The organism is Flagellimonas hadalis, from assembly GCF_007785775.2.
Lineage (GTDB): Bacteria > Bacteroidota > Bacteroidia > Flavobacteriales > Flavobacteriaceae > Flagellimonas > Flagellimonas hadalis.
Genome location: NZ_VNIK02000013.1, coordinates 25224 through 38946 on the forward strand (window position 1 = coordinate 25224; position 13723 = coordinate 38946).

A 13723-nucleotide genomic window follows, 5' to 3' on the forward strand; every position below is an offset into this window, starting at 1 on the left:
GGGAATGTTACAGCAATCCATTTTTTTAACATTCTTTAACAAACAAAAAGAAAGCAGGGATCCATTTGTAAGGATGGAACTTCTTGAAGGACAAAGGAAAGTGTATAAAAAGAAGAAACCCCGACAATTTAATGCCGGGGTTGTACATTGATAAGCTATACTAAACACTAACCATTAACTATAAAAATACAGTCTTACCAATGAAAATATCTTATATACCAATAGACGGATTAATTTTGAAATCGTTACAGTCTATATATTAGTTTAACACAATAATTAACAAATGGCAAAAGCACTTGTTTTTGGGGCATCATTAGACCCGGGAAGATACAGTAACATGGCACTACGTAGGTTGGTTGAGAACAATATTGAAACAACCGCATTTGGGATACGTGGGGGAACTGTATCAGGGGTACAAATTAAAGACAAACTTGATGATTTTCAAAATATTGACACCATTACCTTGTATTTAAATCCCATAAAGCAGAAAGAGTACTACCAAAAAATAGTGGATTTGAAACCAAAAAGAGTGATTTTTAATCCCGGAACGGAGAACCCAGAATTTTACCAAATCCTTGAAAAAGCTGGGATTCAGGTCGAGGTGGCCTGCACTTTGGTGCTGTTGGCTACTGGACAGTATTAAACTTTTCCTTTTTTTTGATGAGCCATAACCCAAAGAAGGTCAACAGTCCGTTCAACGGTAACAATTCATAGCCCACCTGATACCCTCCCAAGTAGGAGGAAGGGATATTGGCGACCAAAACAATGATGCAGACCGATAGCAGGGCGACCACCCACACATATCCATCATGGATCTTGTGCTTGGTCAAAATGCCAAAGGCAAAGAGGCCCAACAGGGGTCCGTAGGTATATCCGGCAACCGTCAATAAACTGTCGATCACGTTGCTGCTCAGGATATATTTGAAGGCAATGATGACCAAAATCAGCATGAGGCTCATGCCCACGTGGGTGCGCTTGCGTATTTTTTTCTGCTCGGCATCTTCCTTTTTCTCCACGTTCAAAAAATCAACACAGAACGAGGTGGTCAGCGAGGTGAGCGCACTGTCGGCACTACTGTATGCCGCAGCGATCAGTCCCAACATAAAAGTAATCGAAAGGGCGAGTCCAAGTCCACTGTTCAGGGCTATCTCGGGGAAAAGTAAATCCGTTTTTGGCGTACCGTCCATAAGCGGGATACCTATACCGTTTCGTTTGTCGTATATGAACAGCAATGCACCCAACAACATGAAAAGAAAAGTAACGCCCACAAGGACAAAACTGAAGGAGACCATGTTTTTTTGCGCATCCTTCAAGGATTTGCAGGTGAGGTTCTTTTGCATCATGTCTTGGTCCAGACCCGTCATGCAAATCGTGACGAACATACCGCCGACAAAGGATTTTATAAAATAATTCCTGTCCAGAAAACTATCCGTCACCAAAAAATCATTGTAACCCTTCAATTCATCCGAGGCCAAGAACTCGCCAAAGCTCCAGCCCAATTCTTGGTTGATGAACACAATGGAAAGCAGCACGGCCACGATCATAAAGAGCGTTTGCAGCGTATCGGTCCAAACAATTGTTTTGATGCCTCCTTTGTTGGTGTAGATCCAGATCAGCAAAATGGAGATCACCACGGTAAACTCAAATCGCACCCCAAGATCATCAAAAACGAACTGCTGCAGCACAATCGCCACTAGGTACAGCCTAAAGGCCGCACCCAATACCCTGGAGACGAAGAAGAAGAACGCCCCCGTCTTGTGGCTCACCGTCCCGAACCGTTCCAGCAGGTATTCATAAATGGAAGTGAGGTTGAGCCTATAGTATAAGGGCAACAGCACAAAAGCCACCACAAAATAGCCGACCAAATAGCCCAGCACCACCTGCATATAATTGAACTGGCTGTCCTCCACCCATCCCGGAACCGATATGAACGTCACCCCCGATAGCGAGGCGCCCACCATGCCGAAGGCCACCACAAACCAAGGTGATTGTTTTCCCGCCTTGAAAAAATCGGCATTGGAATCATTCTTTCCTGTAACGTATGAAATCAATATAAGTACCAAGAAATAGGCGCCTATGAGCAGTAGAATTTGTGTGGCGGTCATAGATGAAATTTGATTTGCAAAGTACGAAAGTAAATTGGTAAAGCTAAAATCGTAATTTTGTGGGAGATTAGAGCCTATGGAATTTTCGTCCAAACTATTGGAAAATGCAGTTCAGGAAATGTCGCACTTGCCCGGCATAGGCAAGCGCACGGCATTGCGCTTGGTCCTTCACCTGCTGAAACAGCCGCAGGAGCGAACAGAACTGCTCACCGAGGCCCTGATGAAGCTCAAGAGCGAGGTGAATTTCTGCAAGAGCTGCCACAACATTTCCGATACCGAACTCTGCGAGATATGCGCCAACCCCAAACGGGACGAGAGCTTGGTGTGCGTGGTGGAGGACATCAGGGATGTGATGGCCATTGAGAACACCTCTCAATACAAAGGCCTTTACCATGTGCTCGGCGGAAAGATATCCCCTATGGAAGGTGTGGGTCCCCAAGACCTCAATATCGCTTCTTTGATCCAAAAGGTCAAGGAAGGCACGGTCAAGGAACTTATTTTTGCCTTGAGTTCGACCATGGAAGGGGACACTACCAATTTTTACATTTATAGACAATTGGAAGGGTTGGAGGTCGTTACCTCGGCCATAGCCAGAGGTATTTCCGTTGGGGACGAACTGGAATTTGCCGATGAGGTCACCTTGGGAAGGAGCATCGTGAACAGGGTGCCTTTTGAGAGTTCCATAAAGGCGAATTAAGGAATGATTAAAAAATGCACACAAACCAATAATAAGTGGATTTCTTTAGTATTTTTGCAAAATACTAGTCAAAATCACTTTGATAAATAGGAATATGGCAAAATTTGAATTGAAATTACCGCAAATGGGAGAAAGTGTCGCCGAGGCCACGTTGACCAATTGGTTGAAAGAAGTGGGCGATACCGTGGAATTGGATGAAGCTGTCTTCGAGATCGCGACCGATAAAGTGGATTCAGAGGTTCCCAGTGAAGTGGAAGGCGTGCTGTTGGAAAAGCGGTTCGATGTGGACGATGTCATAAAAGTGGGTGAAGTGGTTGCCGTGATCCAAGTGGATGGCGATGTGGATGATGTTTCAGGTGATACCGACAGCGCTGATGAAGAGGAAGAGCCCGTAGCGGAACAGGTTGAGGCCTTGGAAACCCAAATGGCCCATGTGAAGGAATCCGTGACCACCGCAAAACCCGATTTTTCCAGTTCAGAACGATTTTATTCACCTTTGGTGAAAAATATAGCGAAGGAAGAAGGGGTCTCCATGGAAGAACTGGAGGCCATCATAGGTACAGGTAAAGAAGGTAGGGTCACCAAGACCGATATCATGGCCTATTTGGAAAACCGTTCCAATGGGAATGCAAAACCTGCCCCAGCTACTCCGGCACCAAAAGAGCAAAAACAAGTTGAGGAGGCACCACAACCACAGAAAGTAATAGAGGAGAAACCCAAACATGCACCTATTGCTGTGGGACATGGGGATGAGGTCATTCCATTGACCCGAATGGGAAAACTCATCGCCCAGCATATGGTCGATAGTGTTTCCACCTCTGCGCACGTGCAGAGTTTTGTGGAAGTGGATGTGACCAATGTGGTGAATTGGCGGGAGAAGATGAAGAAGGCCTTTGAGCAACGGGAAGGGGAAAAATTGACCTTCACGCCCATATTTATGGAAGCTGTGGCCGTGGCACTGAAAAAATTCCCGATGATGAACATTTCACTGGACGGGGACAAGGTCATCAAAAAGAAAAATATCAATTTGGGAATGGCAGCGGCCCTGCCCGATGGCAACCTGATTGTGCCCGTCATCAAAAATGCGGACCAGTTGAACCTTGTCGGTATGGCAAAAATGGTGAACGATCTGGCCAATAGGGCCCGTAACAACCAGTTGAAGCCCGATGAGGTAAAAGATGGAACCTATACCGTGACCAATGTGGGTACGTTTGGCAGTGTGTTCGGTACGCCCATCATCAACCAGCCGCAAGTGGGCATCCTAGCTCTGGGAGCCATTCGGAAACTACCTTCCGTTATCGAGACCGATCAAGGGGAATATATAGGTATCCGAAGTAAAATGTTCCTTTCGCACAGCTATGATCATAGGGTGGTGAACGGTGCTTTGGGCGGAATGTTCGTCAAGACGGTCGCCGATTATTTGGAAGCTTGGGACGTGAACAGGGAAATATAACCGATAAAAACGGTCCATTTTCTTTTCACTATGTGTAATTTAGGGAGCTAAAGCCTTAAACAAACATTCAAAGACCCCACATGCAGTTACAATTGACCAAACCTATATGTTTTTTTGACCTGGAGACCACTGGGACCAATGTGGCAAAGGACAGGATCGTGGAAATTTCCATCCTAAAGGTATATCCCAACGGAAACAAAGAGAGCCGAACATGGTTGGTGAACCCAGAAATGCCCATTTCTCCCGAGTCGGAAGCCGTTCATGGCATATCCAACGAAAAAGTGGCCAATGAGCCCACCTTCAAACAACTGTCCAAGGAAATTTATAAAATGATCAAGGACAGTGATCTCGCCGGGTTCAATTCCGATCGTTTTGATATCCCGCTTCTGGTGGAGGAAATGCTCAGGGCGGATATTGATTTTGATATGAAGAACATGGTGTCCGTGGATGTGCAGACCATTTTCCATAAAATGGAAAAGCGCACCCTGGAGGCCGCCTATAAATTCTATTGCGATAAGAATTTGGAAGATGCCCACAGCGCCGAGGCCGATACCCTGGCCACCTATGAAGTGCTGTTGGCCCAACTGGAAAGATACCCCGAACTGGAGAACAACGTAAAAAAGTTGTCCGAGTTCACGACACGGAAACAATCGTTGGATTTTGCCGGTTTTATTGTCTTGGACGAAGAGGAACGGGCCATTTTTTCATTCGGCAAGCATAAGGGAAAAATGGTGGAAGAAGTCCTAGAGGCAGAGCCTGGCTATTTTGGCTGGATCTTGAACGCTGACTTCCCGCTGTACACCAAAAAAGTACTTACCCAGATCAAGTTGAGCAAGCTCAACACCAAAATTTAAGAGAAACACAAAAACACCCCCAATTACAAAGCTATATGAAACTGATATGTATAGGCCGCAACTATGTGGACCACATTGAAGAGCTGAACAATGAGCGTCCGGAGGAACCGGTCGTGTTCATCAAACCCGATTCGGCCATCCTGCCCAAAGAGCAGGATTTTTACATCCCGGAGTTTTCCAACGATGTCCACCATGAAGTTGAGGTCTTGGTCAAGATCAAAAAAGTGGGAAAGCACATCGCCAGGGAATTTGCCCATAACTATTATGATGAAATAGGCCTAGGGATAGATTTCACGGCCAGGGACCTGCAGGCCAAACTGAAAGCAAAAGGACTGCCCTGGGAAAAAGCCAAGGGATTTGATGGAGCTGCGGTCATTGGAAACTGGTTGCCCAAGAGCAGGTTCGAAAATGTGGACCATATCGATTTTTCCCTATCAAAGAACGGGGAAACGGTACAGGAAGGAAATACTGCTTTGATGTTGTGGAAGATAGATGAGATCATTGCCCATGTGTCCACTTATTTTATGCTGAAAAAGGGAGATGTTTTGTTTACGGGTACCCCTGCCGGTGTTGGTAAAGTAAGCCCAAATGACTACCTTTCAGGAATGCTTGAAGGAGAAAAACTATTTGAAATTAATGTAAGATAATGATTTACAACCTCGATAAAATCAATGAAATGGCCGAAGGTGATGAAGATTTCATTGCCTCTGTGATTTCCGTATTCTTGGAAGAAGTTCCGGAAGATTTGGAAGGACTGGAAAGGGCCATTGGAAATAGAGACCATGAAAATGTCTATAAACTGGCGCACAAAATAAAACCCAACGTGGATATTTTGGGCATGGAACAGACCAGGGACAGGGCACTGGAAATAGAGACCTTGGGAAAGAATGAGGCAAGTATGGAGGAGATTGAGGAAAAGTTCCCCCTGCTCAAGAAGGATGTCCTTCAGGTCGTGGCAGAACTTAAAAAAGATTTTGATCTATAGATGCAAGCCGAGATCATCACCATTGGGGATGAGATCCTTATTGGGCAAATAGTAGACTCCAATTCCGCGTTCATTGCCAAAGAGCTCAACCAGATTGGCGTTTCGGTATATCGGATAACCTCGGTGCAGGACGATCGGGAGCACATCACCAACGCACTGCAAGAGGCGGGCGATCGTTCTTCCGTCATCATTGTTACGGGAGGCCTAGGCCCCACCAAGGACGATGTGACCAAGGAAACGCTCTGTAACTTCTTCGGGGATACGCTTGTACAGGATCAAGCGGTCTTGGAACACATAGAGGAATTGTTCAAGAAATACATCACTACGCCCATTTCCGACCTGAACCGCAGGCAGGCATTGGTGCCTTCCAAGGCAACGGTGCTCCACAATGCATTCGGAACAGCACCCGGACTCTGGATGAAGAAGGGCGATGTGTCCTATTTTTTTCTGCCAGGTGTCCCATATGAGATGAAAAACCTCATCACCAGTTCGGTTTTGCCCAAAATCATGGAAACCTACGAGCGGCCCTATATCGTCCACAAGACCCTATTGACCTACGGCATGGGTGAAAGTGCGATTGCGGAAAAAATAGAGTCGTGGGAGAACCATCTGCCTTCCCATATCAAATTGGCCTACCTGCCGAATCTGGGCAGGGTACGGCTCCGACTTTCTTCCAAAGGAACGGATAGGGAAGCGCTCTTGGCATCCGTTGAGGCCGAGGCCAAAAAATTGTACCCCATCATTGGGGACATCATCTATGGTGAGGAAGAAGATGGGACCATCGAAAGCCAAATAGGCAAGTTCCTGAACCAAAAGCAAATGACCTTGGCCACGGCCGAGAGTTTTACCGGGGGAAAGATTGCCGAACAGATCACGTCGGTGCCCGGAGCGTCCAACTATTTTAAGGGCAGTGTGGTCAGCTATGCCACTGAGACCAAGATCAAGGTGTTGGGTATCCCGGAGGAAATGATCCAAAAGCATTCCGTGGTAAGCGAGGAAGTGGCCATGGCCATGGCGGAGAACGTCAGGAAATTACTGGGAACCGATTTTGCCGTGTCCACCACAGGCAATGCGGGACCCACCAAAGGTGACTCCGATGCGGATGTAGGAACGGTATATATTGGGATCAGTACCCCAAGAGGAACAACGGCCCATGAATTTGCCATGGGAAACCATCGGGAACGGGTGGTGAAGAAGTCTGTAAGCAAGGCTTTTGAACTCCTTTATAAAGAAATTTTAAATTTCTGAAAAAGAATTTTGTACGTCCCGTTAAAATGGTATAAATTTGCAGCCTCAATAAAATCACTCAAAAGTTAGGGAGATGTCTAAAGTTTGTGAAGTTACAGGAAAAAAGGTGATGTTTGGAAACAACGTATCCTTTTCTATCAATAAGACCAAGAGAAGGTTCGATGTGAACGTTTCCAAGAAGAAGTTTTACATCCCGGAAGAAGACCGTTGGGTAACCTTGAACGTATCTTCCAAAGGATTGAAAATCATCAACAAGAAGGGTATCTCTGCCGTATTGAAGGAGATGAACGCCCAAAAGTAAGTAGTATAAGCGTTTTAAGTACGATACAATGGCCAAGAAAGGAAATAGGATTCAGGTAATTTTGGAGTGCACAGAGCACAAGGAATCTGGTATGCCAGGTACATCCAGGTACATTACCACCAAGAACAAGAAGAACACGCCAGATAGGATGGAGATCAAAAAATTCAACCCTATCCTTAAGCGCATGACCGTCCATAAAGAAATCAAGTAATCCCTTTTCATCACGAAAAGGCAAACAATATATAAGCCATGGCAAAGAAAACAGTAGCAACGCTTCAATCATCATCCAAAAGATTGACCAAGGCCATCAAAATGGTAAAGTCTCCAAAAACGGGGGCCTATACTTTCGTAGAGTCTGTAATGGCTCCTGAAATGGTCAACGATTGGTTGAACAAGCAATAAGACAAATTTCCTTTGGAAATACAGAGCCGCTCAGATAGAGCGGCTTTTTTTATTCCGTTGATTTCTAATTTTTAGTCACGCGGTAGGTGATTCTTCGGTTGGTGACCACCGTACCAACCTGTAGTGTTAATGTAGCGGTATCGCTTGTAGTGGAACCGCATACAAAAGCATCATTGCTTGCCAACAATCGGTAGGCTGCATTGTTTTCGCTGGGGGTTGGGTTGGTGATGGTCAATGTGTTCGTGGTGGTACCGGAATAAATGCCCGTGTCGGAAAGGTTGACCCAGGAACCTCCATTGTAATATTGCCATTGGAGCTGGTCGGCAGTCACTGTTGCCGATATGTTTGTCGTGCATCCCGGGCAGGTGGCAACATCCATGGGTTGGGAGGTGATGGTGGGCGCAGCCCCTGCCTCCCTGAAATCATAGGTGGTATTGGAGTTGTTATCGCTAGGTACAGTGTAACCGTCCGATCCACTGGTCACCAATCCCTCCGAATTGATGGTGATGGGGTTCGGCCCCAGACGTCCATCTGCATTATTGTCCGTGAATCCAGACTCCACCACATCGTTGCAGCCATCCCCATCTGCATCCAGTACATAGGCATCATAACTGCCATCTCCGTTGGAATCAAAAATGGTATAGGTCAATAGGGCAGAGGCGGTATCGTTGTCCTCAATGGAGTTATAGATGCCGTTTGCCCCAGAATTCCCTAGGGCACCGTCTATCCTCCCGTCATTATTGGCATCACTGACTCCCGGCTCTTCCAATGCCCCTGATTCTACAAGGTCATATATCCCATCATTGTCCGAGTCAAGATCTAAATGGTTGCCAATGCCATCTCCATCCGTATCACAAATGGCACTGGCAAACAATTCCCCGGTAAAGCCTTCGGGGCCTGGACCAGCTTGGTTCGTGACAGTAAACGTATTGTTGTTGCCAGGTATCCAGGCAAGAGTGTTGAAAGGGGTTCCCCCTTGGGCCTCCATGGGTTCCAAGGAAGTCGATGAGGCATTTCTACTGCCATATAGGTTGATTTCTCCATATTCGTCAACTACCAACCGCAATCTGGGAATGCCATTGGAATTTGCCGTCCAAGGAGAATTGATGAAACTTCCGTCCGACTGAAAAACAAAATATTCCTCACCGGCACCCAATGCGCCATTCTCAAATTCCAGAATGGATGGGTGGATGTCTGTACCATTGATATCCAGTTGGAAGGAGTTGTCCATGGATGAAAAATCCAACCGTAAGTATCCAGTATCAGTATGGTTGATCACAACAGACCTTTCACCCACATCGGCAGATGTCAAAAAAGAGGCATTGAGCGCAGTACAATATTCTTCCTCATCCGTAATACCGTCATTGTCATCGTCCAGGTCAACCACATCTATGGTACCATCCCCATCGGTGTCCGTGGTAGGGGTTGAGGTTGTTGTAATCAGCACATTGTCAATATAGGCACGGTCGTTGCTTTGGGACCAGTTGGCCCCGCCCTTCATAAAACGAATGGTGGTGTTGCTTGATATGTATGCCGAAATGTCTTGGCTAAAGGAGCCACTTTGGTTGCCCGAAAAAGTATCCAATGTTGTGAAAGAAGTGCCGTCGCTTGAAATTTCAATTATCAGGGTCTCCCCGGCTTCCAAGCTGGAAGTTCGCCAGTCAAAAGAAAGATTTGCCGAAGTATAGCCACTTAGATCTGCGGACCTTCTGATGTTTTCGGTCCAGATGTAATAAAAATAGAGCTCTCCGCCAGTCACCCGAATGTATCCGTTGGAAGCACTGTTGTCATCGTTGTATTCCAACCAATTGGTGGACCAGTTTTGGGAACCAGTATTATTGGAATAGGAAATGGATCCAAAGTTGTCTGCAAAGGTATCTTGGCCCACAACTGGTAAGTAAATTACTGCGAGCAAGGCAAATAGAAATTTTCCTAGATTTCTTGTCATCTAATAAATCTATTTGTGGATAGTTCAAAAATACGCACATATCATAGCTTCGGCCTAAGTTTTGTTGTGTAGCCAAGTGTTTGACGGGTAAAACACTATTTATCTGGGGTTTATGAGGTTGATTTTTCACGATGGCAAAAGAATATAGGAAAGCTTTATCCTCAATTTGACCCAACATAACTCCCCTTACTTTGCTATCTTTGGGGATTATCTATTTGAACACGGGATGAGCTTATTCAAGAATATATTTTCAAAGGACAAAAAAGAGACCTTGGACAAAGGGCTGGAAAAATCAAAGACCAGTTTCTTTGGCAAACTGGGCAAGGCCGTGGCCGGAAAGTCCAAGGTGGACGATGAGGTGCTGGACAACCTGGAAGAGGTTTTGGTCTCTTCGGACGTAGGGGTGAACACTACCCTCAAGATCATTGAACGTATCGAGGAGCGGGTCTCCCGGGACAAATACATGGGTACGGATGAACTCAATACCATCCTTCGCGAAGAAATAGCAGGGCTCCTTTCCGAGACCCATGTGGGCGAAAACACCGAAATATCCATCCCTACCGATAAAAAACCGTATGTGATCATGGTCGTCGGCGTGAACGGCGTGGGCAAGACCACCACCATTGGCAAATTGGCACACCAGTTCAAGAACAAGGGACTGAAAGTGGTATTGGGCGCTGGTGACACCTTCCGGGCGGCCGCCATTGACCAGTTACAGGTATGGGCGGACAGGGTCCAAGTGCCCATCGTCAAGCAAAAAATGGGAAGCGACCCGGCTTCCGTGGCATTCGACACGCTCAACTCAGCCGTGGCGGACCAAGCCGATGTAGTATTGGTGGACACTGCCGGAAGGTTGCACAACAAGGTCAATCTGATGAATGAGCTTTCCAAAGTAAAGCGCGTGATGCAAAAAGTGGTGCCCGATGCGCCGCACGAAGTACTTTTGGTGCTGGACGGTTCCACGGGGCAGAATGCCTTTGAGCAGGCCAAGCAATTTACCAAGGCCACCGAAGTGACCAGTTTGGCCGTGACCAAATTGGACGGTACCGCAAAGGGCGGGGTGGTCATCGGTATATCGGACCAGTTCAAGATTCCCGTGAAATACATCGGAGTGGGAGAGGGCATCGAGGACCTTCAGGTGTTCAACAAATACGAATTTGTGGATTCGTTCTTCAAAATGTAAAATATATGTACAGACAACTTATTCTCGGTTTTTTGATCATTTTCCTTTCTGCCTGCAAACAACAAAAAGCAGAACCCAAAGAAGAAGTTGTCCTTTGGACCCCTTATAACGATTCCACAGAGGTGGCGGCCAGTGCCGACAACGAAAGCGAACGGATGCAGTATAAATTCATCCAGAGCAAGGTGTTGGACAAAAACGGGGTGTTTATGCCCTTGTATGGGGAAGTGTCCCGATTTCCATCGGCCCAATACGAGAAGATGAAACCTTTGGTCTTGGAGCAGGACATCCCCACCATCCAAAAACACATCAATGCGGGAACGTTTACCTATGAAGATTTGGTCCTGTTCTACCTGCACCGGATTTATACCTACGAACTTCCGAACAACACTACGCTGAACACCATCATTGCATTGAACCCAAACGTGTTGGAAGAGGCCCGGAAACTGGATGAAGGCTTGGAAATCCATCATCCCATTTATGGGATGCCCATTTTGCTGAAGGACAACATCGGCACTTTGGAAATGAAAACGACCGCCGGGGCTGTTGCTTTGAGGGACAACCAGACGGAGGATGCCTTTATTGTACAACGATTGAAGGAAAAGGGAGCGCTCATTCTGGGCAAGGTGAACTTGAGCGAGTGGGCCAATTTCATCTGCGATGTGTGCCCCAACGGACAGAGTGCCGTGGGCGGGCAGACCATGAATCCCTATGGACGACAACAATTTGATACAGGTGGCTCCAGTGCCGGTAGTGGCACATCGATGGCCGCTAATTATGCGGTAGGCGCGGTGGGGACCGAAACATCGGGTTCCATCCTTTCACCTTCCAGTCAAAACTCGGTCGTGGGCCTAAAACCCACCGTCGGACTGCTGAGCCGAACAGGCATTGTGCCCATTTCCAGTACGTTGGACACGCCGGGTCCCATGACCAGAAACGTGACCGACAATGCCATTTTGCTGGACGCCATGCTGGGGAGGGACGGTGCAGATGCCAAGTCGGTGGAACCTGAACCAGGGGTTTTATCTGCATGGACACAACCCGAACCCCTGAAAACTGTTCGTTTGGGTGTGATGAAAAATTTGATGGAGCGGGATTCCCTATATGCCCTTAGTGTTGAAAAGCTTAGGGAAGCGGGTGCCGAAATCGTAGAGTTTGAACCCGAGGATGTCGAATTGGACCATTTTCTTACCTTGTTGAATCTGGACATGAAAAAGGACCTTCAAGACTACTTGGAGGCCATGGTCAAGAACAAGGATGTGGTAAAGGTTGAAAAGATTGAGGATGTGGTCCGTTTCAACAGCGAAGATTCCTTGGTGCGGATACCGTATGGGCAGGCCCGTTTTGATGGGATTTTGGCCGATTCCACGTCCCAAGAAGATTTTGAAAAGATCAAGGCCGAACTGAAAAATGCGGGAAGGTCTTTCTTTGATGTGATGGAAGGGCAACAACTGGATGCCGTTTTGAGCATCAACAATTACCATGCAGGTTATGCTGCGGTGGCCGAATATCCTGCCCTAACCATCCCGATGGGGTACAAGACCGATGGCGAACCCGAAAGTTTGACCTTTATCGGGAAACCTTTTTCAGAGGCACATCTGCTGCGGATCGGAAAGGCTTTTGAGGATTTGACCCAGTTTCGAAAAATGCCAACGGCTTATCAGGAGTAGGTGGGGTCAGTGACCAATTTAAACTGAGATTCTGTAGTGAATATGGACGAAGGTGATGAGTGGGGATAGATTTTACTTCGCTCGATTGTATTTCGTGATTGTGCCAGAAGTAGGTGAAAACTTGTCTGCCTAAAGGTAGGCAAGCAATCACTTATGTTCATTGTTGAGCGTTCGTTTTTTTATTCGGTTAACAATTTCAAATCCCAAATACTCATTCAGTTTCGGAAATTCGTACCTATAATATTCATTCCAATAACTTATCATTCTACTTTCAGTTTGTTGCCAATATTTAGGATTTTGATGTCTAAATTCAGCGTAAAAATCCAAAGTATTCTCATTTACTTTTTTGTCAATAATTGGAAGCAATTCATAAACATATTCGCCAATTAATTGAGTGATAAATGGAACAGTCCACTTTTCTAGATTGTCCGATATTAAATTCAGTCGTTTCTCTCTTATATACCCATTGTAGTGGCGTAAATAGATACAATTCAACATATCTTTCTGCTTGTCGGTCAAAGACTTTTCTAATTCGGGATTCGGCTCGTTAAAATAAAGTCTGTAAGGAATTGTCAAAGTTTCGTTGCCAAATTCAATATTCAATTCAGTTTCATGAATCAGATTATCAACTCCGTGAACATTCCCATCACATAATTTCACATTATTATTTTCAAACGGTAAGATCTTCAAAACTTCATTTAAGTCCGAATGCAATTCCTTTGGAAATGACTTTTTTAATCTTTCCAGATATTCGGATTCATTATTTTGCTTAAATATCTTTAGCATTTCAGTTTTCTCAAATGACTACAACTTGTATACATAGCTGTAAAATACAACCATATACCCCAAATTAGCCATAAAATCAATGCAAAAAGAAAAC

Annotated in this window: 15 protein-coding genes; 12 read left to right on the plus strand and 3 right to left on the minus strand. The window is 45.9% G+C overall.

Going from position 1 to position 13723, the window contains the following annotated elements; translation table 11 throughout:
• Nucleotides 1-283: 283 nt before the first annotated feature.
• A complete protein-coding gene (locus tag FOT42_RS15405) occupies nucleotides 284-643 on the plus strand; it encodes a CoA-binding protein (protein ID WP_151891416.1) in 360 nt (119 codons plus the stop codon).
• Here the strand turns inward: FOT42_RS15405 and FOT42_RS15410 are convergent.
• Complete coding sequence (locus tag FOT42_RS15410) at nucleotides 627-2105, minus strand: sodium:solute symporter (protein WP_151891417.1); 1479 nt, start codon at nucleotides 2103-2105, stop codon at nucleotides 627-629. The genes FOT42_RS15405 and FOT42_RS15410 overlap by 17 nt on opposite strands.
• Before the next feature lie 76 nt (nucleotides 2106-2181).
• Between FOT42_RS15410 and recR the strand changes: the two genes are divergently transcribed.
• The 9 genes from recR (at nucleotide 2182) to FOT42_RS15455 (ending at nucleotide 8045) form a co-directional block, all read left to right on the plus strand.
• On the plus strand, nucleotides 2182-2802 hold the full coding sequence (gene recR, locus FOT42_RS15415) for a recombination mediator RecR (RefSeq protein WP_151891418.1): 621 nt from the start codon (nucleotides 2182-2184) through the stop codon (nucleotides 2800-2802).
• Between the two features lie 94 nt (nucleotides 2803-2896).
• The gene (locus tag FOT42_RS15420; protein WP_151891419.1) at nucleotides 2897-4255 is read left to right on the plus strand and encodes a dihydrolipoamide acetyltransferase family protein; all 1359 of its coding nucleotides are present in this window, start codon (nucleotides 2897-2899) and stop codon (nucleotides 4253-4255) included.
• Between the two features lie 80 nt (nucleotides 4256-4335).
• The gene (locus FOT42_RS15425) at nucleotides 4336-5109 is read left to right on the plus strand and encodes a 3'-5' exonuclease (RefSeq protein ID WP_151891420.1); all 774 of its coding nucleotides are present in this window, start codon (nucleotides 4336-4338) and stop codon (nucleotides 5107-5109) included.
• Between the two features lie 35 nt (nucleotides 5110-5144).
• Nucleotides 5145-5756 (plus strand): fumarylacetoacetate hydrolase family protein, encoded by a 612-nt coding sequence (locus tag FOT42_RS15430; RefSeq protein ID WP_151891421.1) that lies wholly within the window; start codon nucleotides 5145-5147, stop codon nucleotides 5754-5756.
• The gene (locus tag FOT42_RS15435; RefSeq protein ID WP_151891422.1) at nucleotides 5756-6094 is read left to right on the plus strand and encodes an Hpt domain-containing protein; all 339 of its coding nucleotides are present in this window, start codon (nucleotides 5756-5758) and stop codon (nucleotides 6092-6094) included. Before FOT42_RS15430 ends, FOT42_RS15435 begins: the two co-directional genes overlap by 1 nt.
• Entirely contained in the window at nucleotides 6095-7342 is a 1248-nt protein-coding gene (locus FOT42_RS15440; RefSeq protein WP_151891423.1) for a competence/damage-inducible protein A, read from the plus strand. It abuts the gene before it with no gap.
• Between the two features lie 73 nt (nucleotides 7343-7415).
• Nucleotides 7416-7643 (plus strand): 50S ribosomal protein L28, encoded by a 228-nt coding sequence (gene rpmB / locus FOT42_RS15445; protein ID WP_072879694.1) that lies wholly within the window; start codon nucleotides 7416-7418, stop codon nucleotides 7641-7643.
• Between the two features lie 28 nt (nucleotides 7644-7671).
• Complete coding sequence (rpmG, locus tag FOT42_RS15450; protein ID WP_031444791.1) at nucleotides 7672-7854, plus strand: 50S ribosomal protein L33; 183 nt, start codon at nucleotides 7672-7674, stop codon at nucleotides 7852-7854.
• 38 nt (nucleotides 7855-7892) lie between these two features.
• Nucleotides 7893-8045 carry a DUF4295 domain-containing protein gene (locus tag FOT42_RS15455; RefSeq protein ID WP_072879696.1) on the plus strand — a complete coding sequence of 51 codons (153 nt, stop codon included), beginning with the start codon at nucleotides 7893-7895 and terminating at the stop codon, nucleotides 8043-8045.
• Between the two features lie 64 nt (nucleotides 8046-8109).
• Here FOT42_RS15455 and FOT42_RS15460 read toward each other — a convergent pair whose 3' ends face one another.
• Nucleotides 8110-9993 (minus strand): hypothetical protein, encoded by a 1884-nt coding sequence (locus FOT42_RS15460; RefSeq protein WP_151891424.1) that lies wholly within the window; start codon nucleotides 9991-9993, stop codon nucleotides 8110-8112.
• A gap of 226 nt (nucleotides 9994-10219) precedes the next feature.
• Between FOT42_RS15460 and ftsY the strand changes: the two genes are divergently transcribed.
• Together ftsY and FOT42_RS15470 are read left to right on the plus strand one after the other, a co-directional pair.
• Entirely contained in the window at nucleotides 10220-11176 is a 957-nt protein-coding gene (gene ftsY, locus FOT42_RS15465) for a signal recognition particle-docking protein FtsY (RefSeq protein WP_151891425.1), read from the plus strand.
• A 5-nt stretch (nucleotides 11177-11181) separates the two neighbouring features.
• Nucleotides 11182-12843, plus strand: coding sequence for an amidase family protein (locus FOT42_RS15470; RefSeq protein WP_151891426.1), 1662 nt, complete (start codon nucleotides 11182-11184; stop codon nucleotides 12841-12843).
• Nucleotides 12844-12990: 147 nt separating this feature from the next.
• Here FOT42_RS15470 and FOT42_RS15475 read toward each other — a convergent pair whose 3' ends face one another.
• On the minus strand, nucleotides 12991-13629 hold the full coding sequence (locus FOT42_RS15475) for a hypothetical protein (protein ID WP_151891427.1): 639 nt from the start codon (nucleotides 13627-13629) through the stop codon (nucleotides 12991-12993).
• Nucleotides 13630-13723: the final 94 nt, after the last annotated feature.

Excerpts from the sequence above, each read along its gene's own strand:
- ftsY (WP_151891425.1), top strand. The coding sequence starts at position 10,220 with ATGAGCTTATTCAAGAATATATTTTCAAAGGACAAAAAAGAGACCTTG.
- FOT42_RS15475 (WP_151891427.1), bottom strand. The coding sequence starts at position 13,629 with ATGCTAAAGATATTTAAGCAAAATAATGAATCCGAATATCTGGAAAGA.
- FOT42_RS15425 (WP_151891420.1), top strand. The coding sequence starts at position 4,336 with ATGCAGTTACAATTGACCAAACCTATATGTTTTTTTGACCTGGAGACC.
- FOT42_RS15435 (WP_151891422.1), top strand. The coding sequence starts at position 5,756 with ATGATTTACAACCTCGATAAAATCAATGAAATGGCCGAAGGTGATGAA.
- rpmB (WP_072879694.1), top strand. The coding sequence starts at position 7,416 with ATGTCTAAAGTTTGTGAAGTTACAGGAAAAAAGGTGATGTTTGGAAAC.
- FOT42_RS15430 (WP_151891421.1), top strand. The coding sequence starts at position 5,145 with ATGAAACTGATATGTATAGGCCGCAACTATGTGGACCACATTGAAGAG.
- FOT42_RS15460 (WP_151891424.1), bottom strand. The coding sequence starts at position 9,993 with ATGACAAGAAATCTAGGAAAATTTCTATTTGCCTTGCTCGCAGTAATT.
- FOT42_RS15470 (WP_151891426.1), top strand. The coding sequence starts at position 11,182 with ATGTACAGACAACTTATTCTCGGTTTTTTGATCATTTTCCTTTCTGCC.
- FOT42_RS15410 (WP_151891417.1), bottom strand. The coding sequence starts at position 2,105 with ATGACCGCCACACAAATTCTACTGCTCATAGGCGCCTATTTCTTGGTA.
- FOT42_RS15440 (WP_151891423.1), top strand. The coding sequence starts at position 6,095 with ATGCAAGCCGAGATCATCACCATTGGGGATGAGATCCTTATTGGGCAA.
- FOT42_RS15405 (WP_151891416.1), top strand. The coding sequence starts at position 284 with ATGGCAAAAGCACTTGTTTTTGGGGCATCATTAGACCCGGGAAGATAC.
- FOT42_RS15455 (WP_072879696.1), top strand. The coding sequence starts at position 7,893 with ATGGCAAAGAAAACAGTAGCAACGCTTCAATCATCATCCAAAAGATTG.
- rpmG (WP_031444791.1), top strand. The coding sequence starts at position 7,672 with ATGGCCAAGAAAGGAAATAGGATTCAGGTAATTTTGGAGTGCACAGAG.
- recR (WP_151891418.1), top strand. The coding sequence starts at position 2,182 with ATGGAATTTTCGTCCAAACTATTGGAAAATGCAGTTCAGGAAATGTCG.
- FOT42_RS15420 (WP_151891419.1), top strand. The coding sequence starts at position 2,897 with ATGGCAAAATTTGAATTGAAATTACCGCAAATGGGAGAAAGTGTCGCC.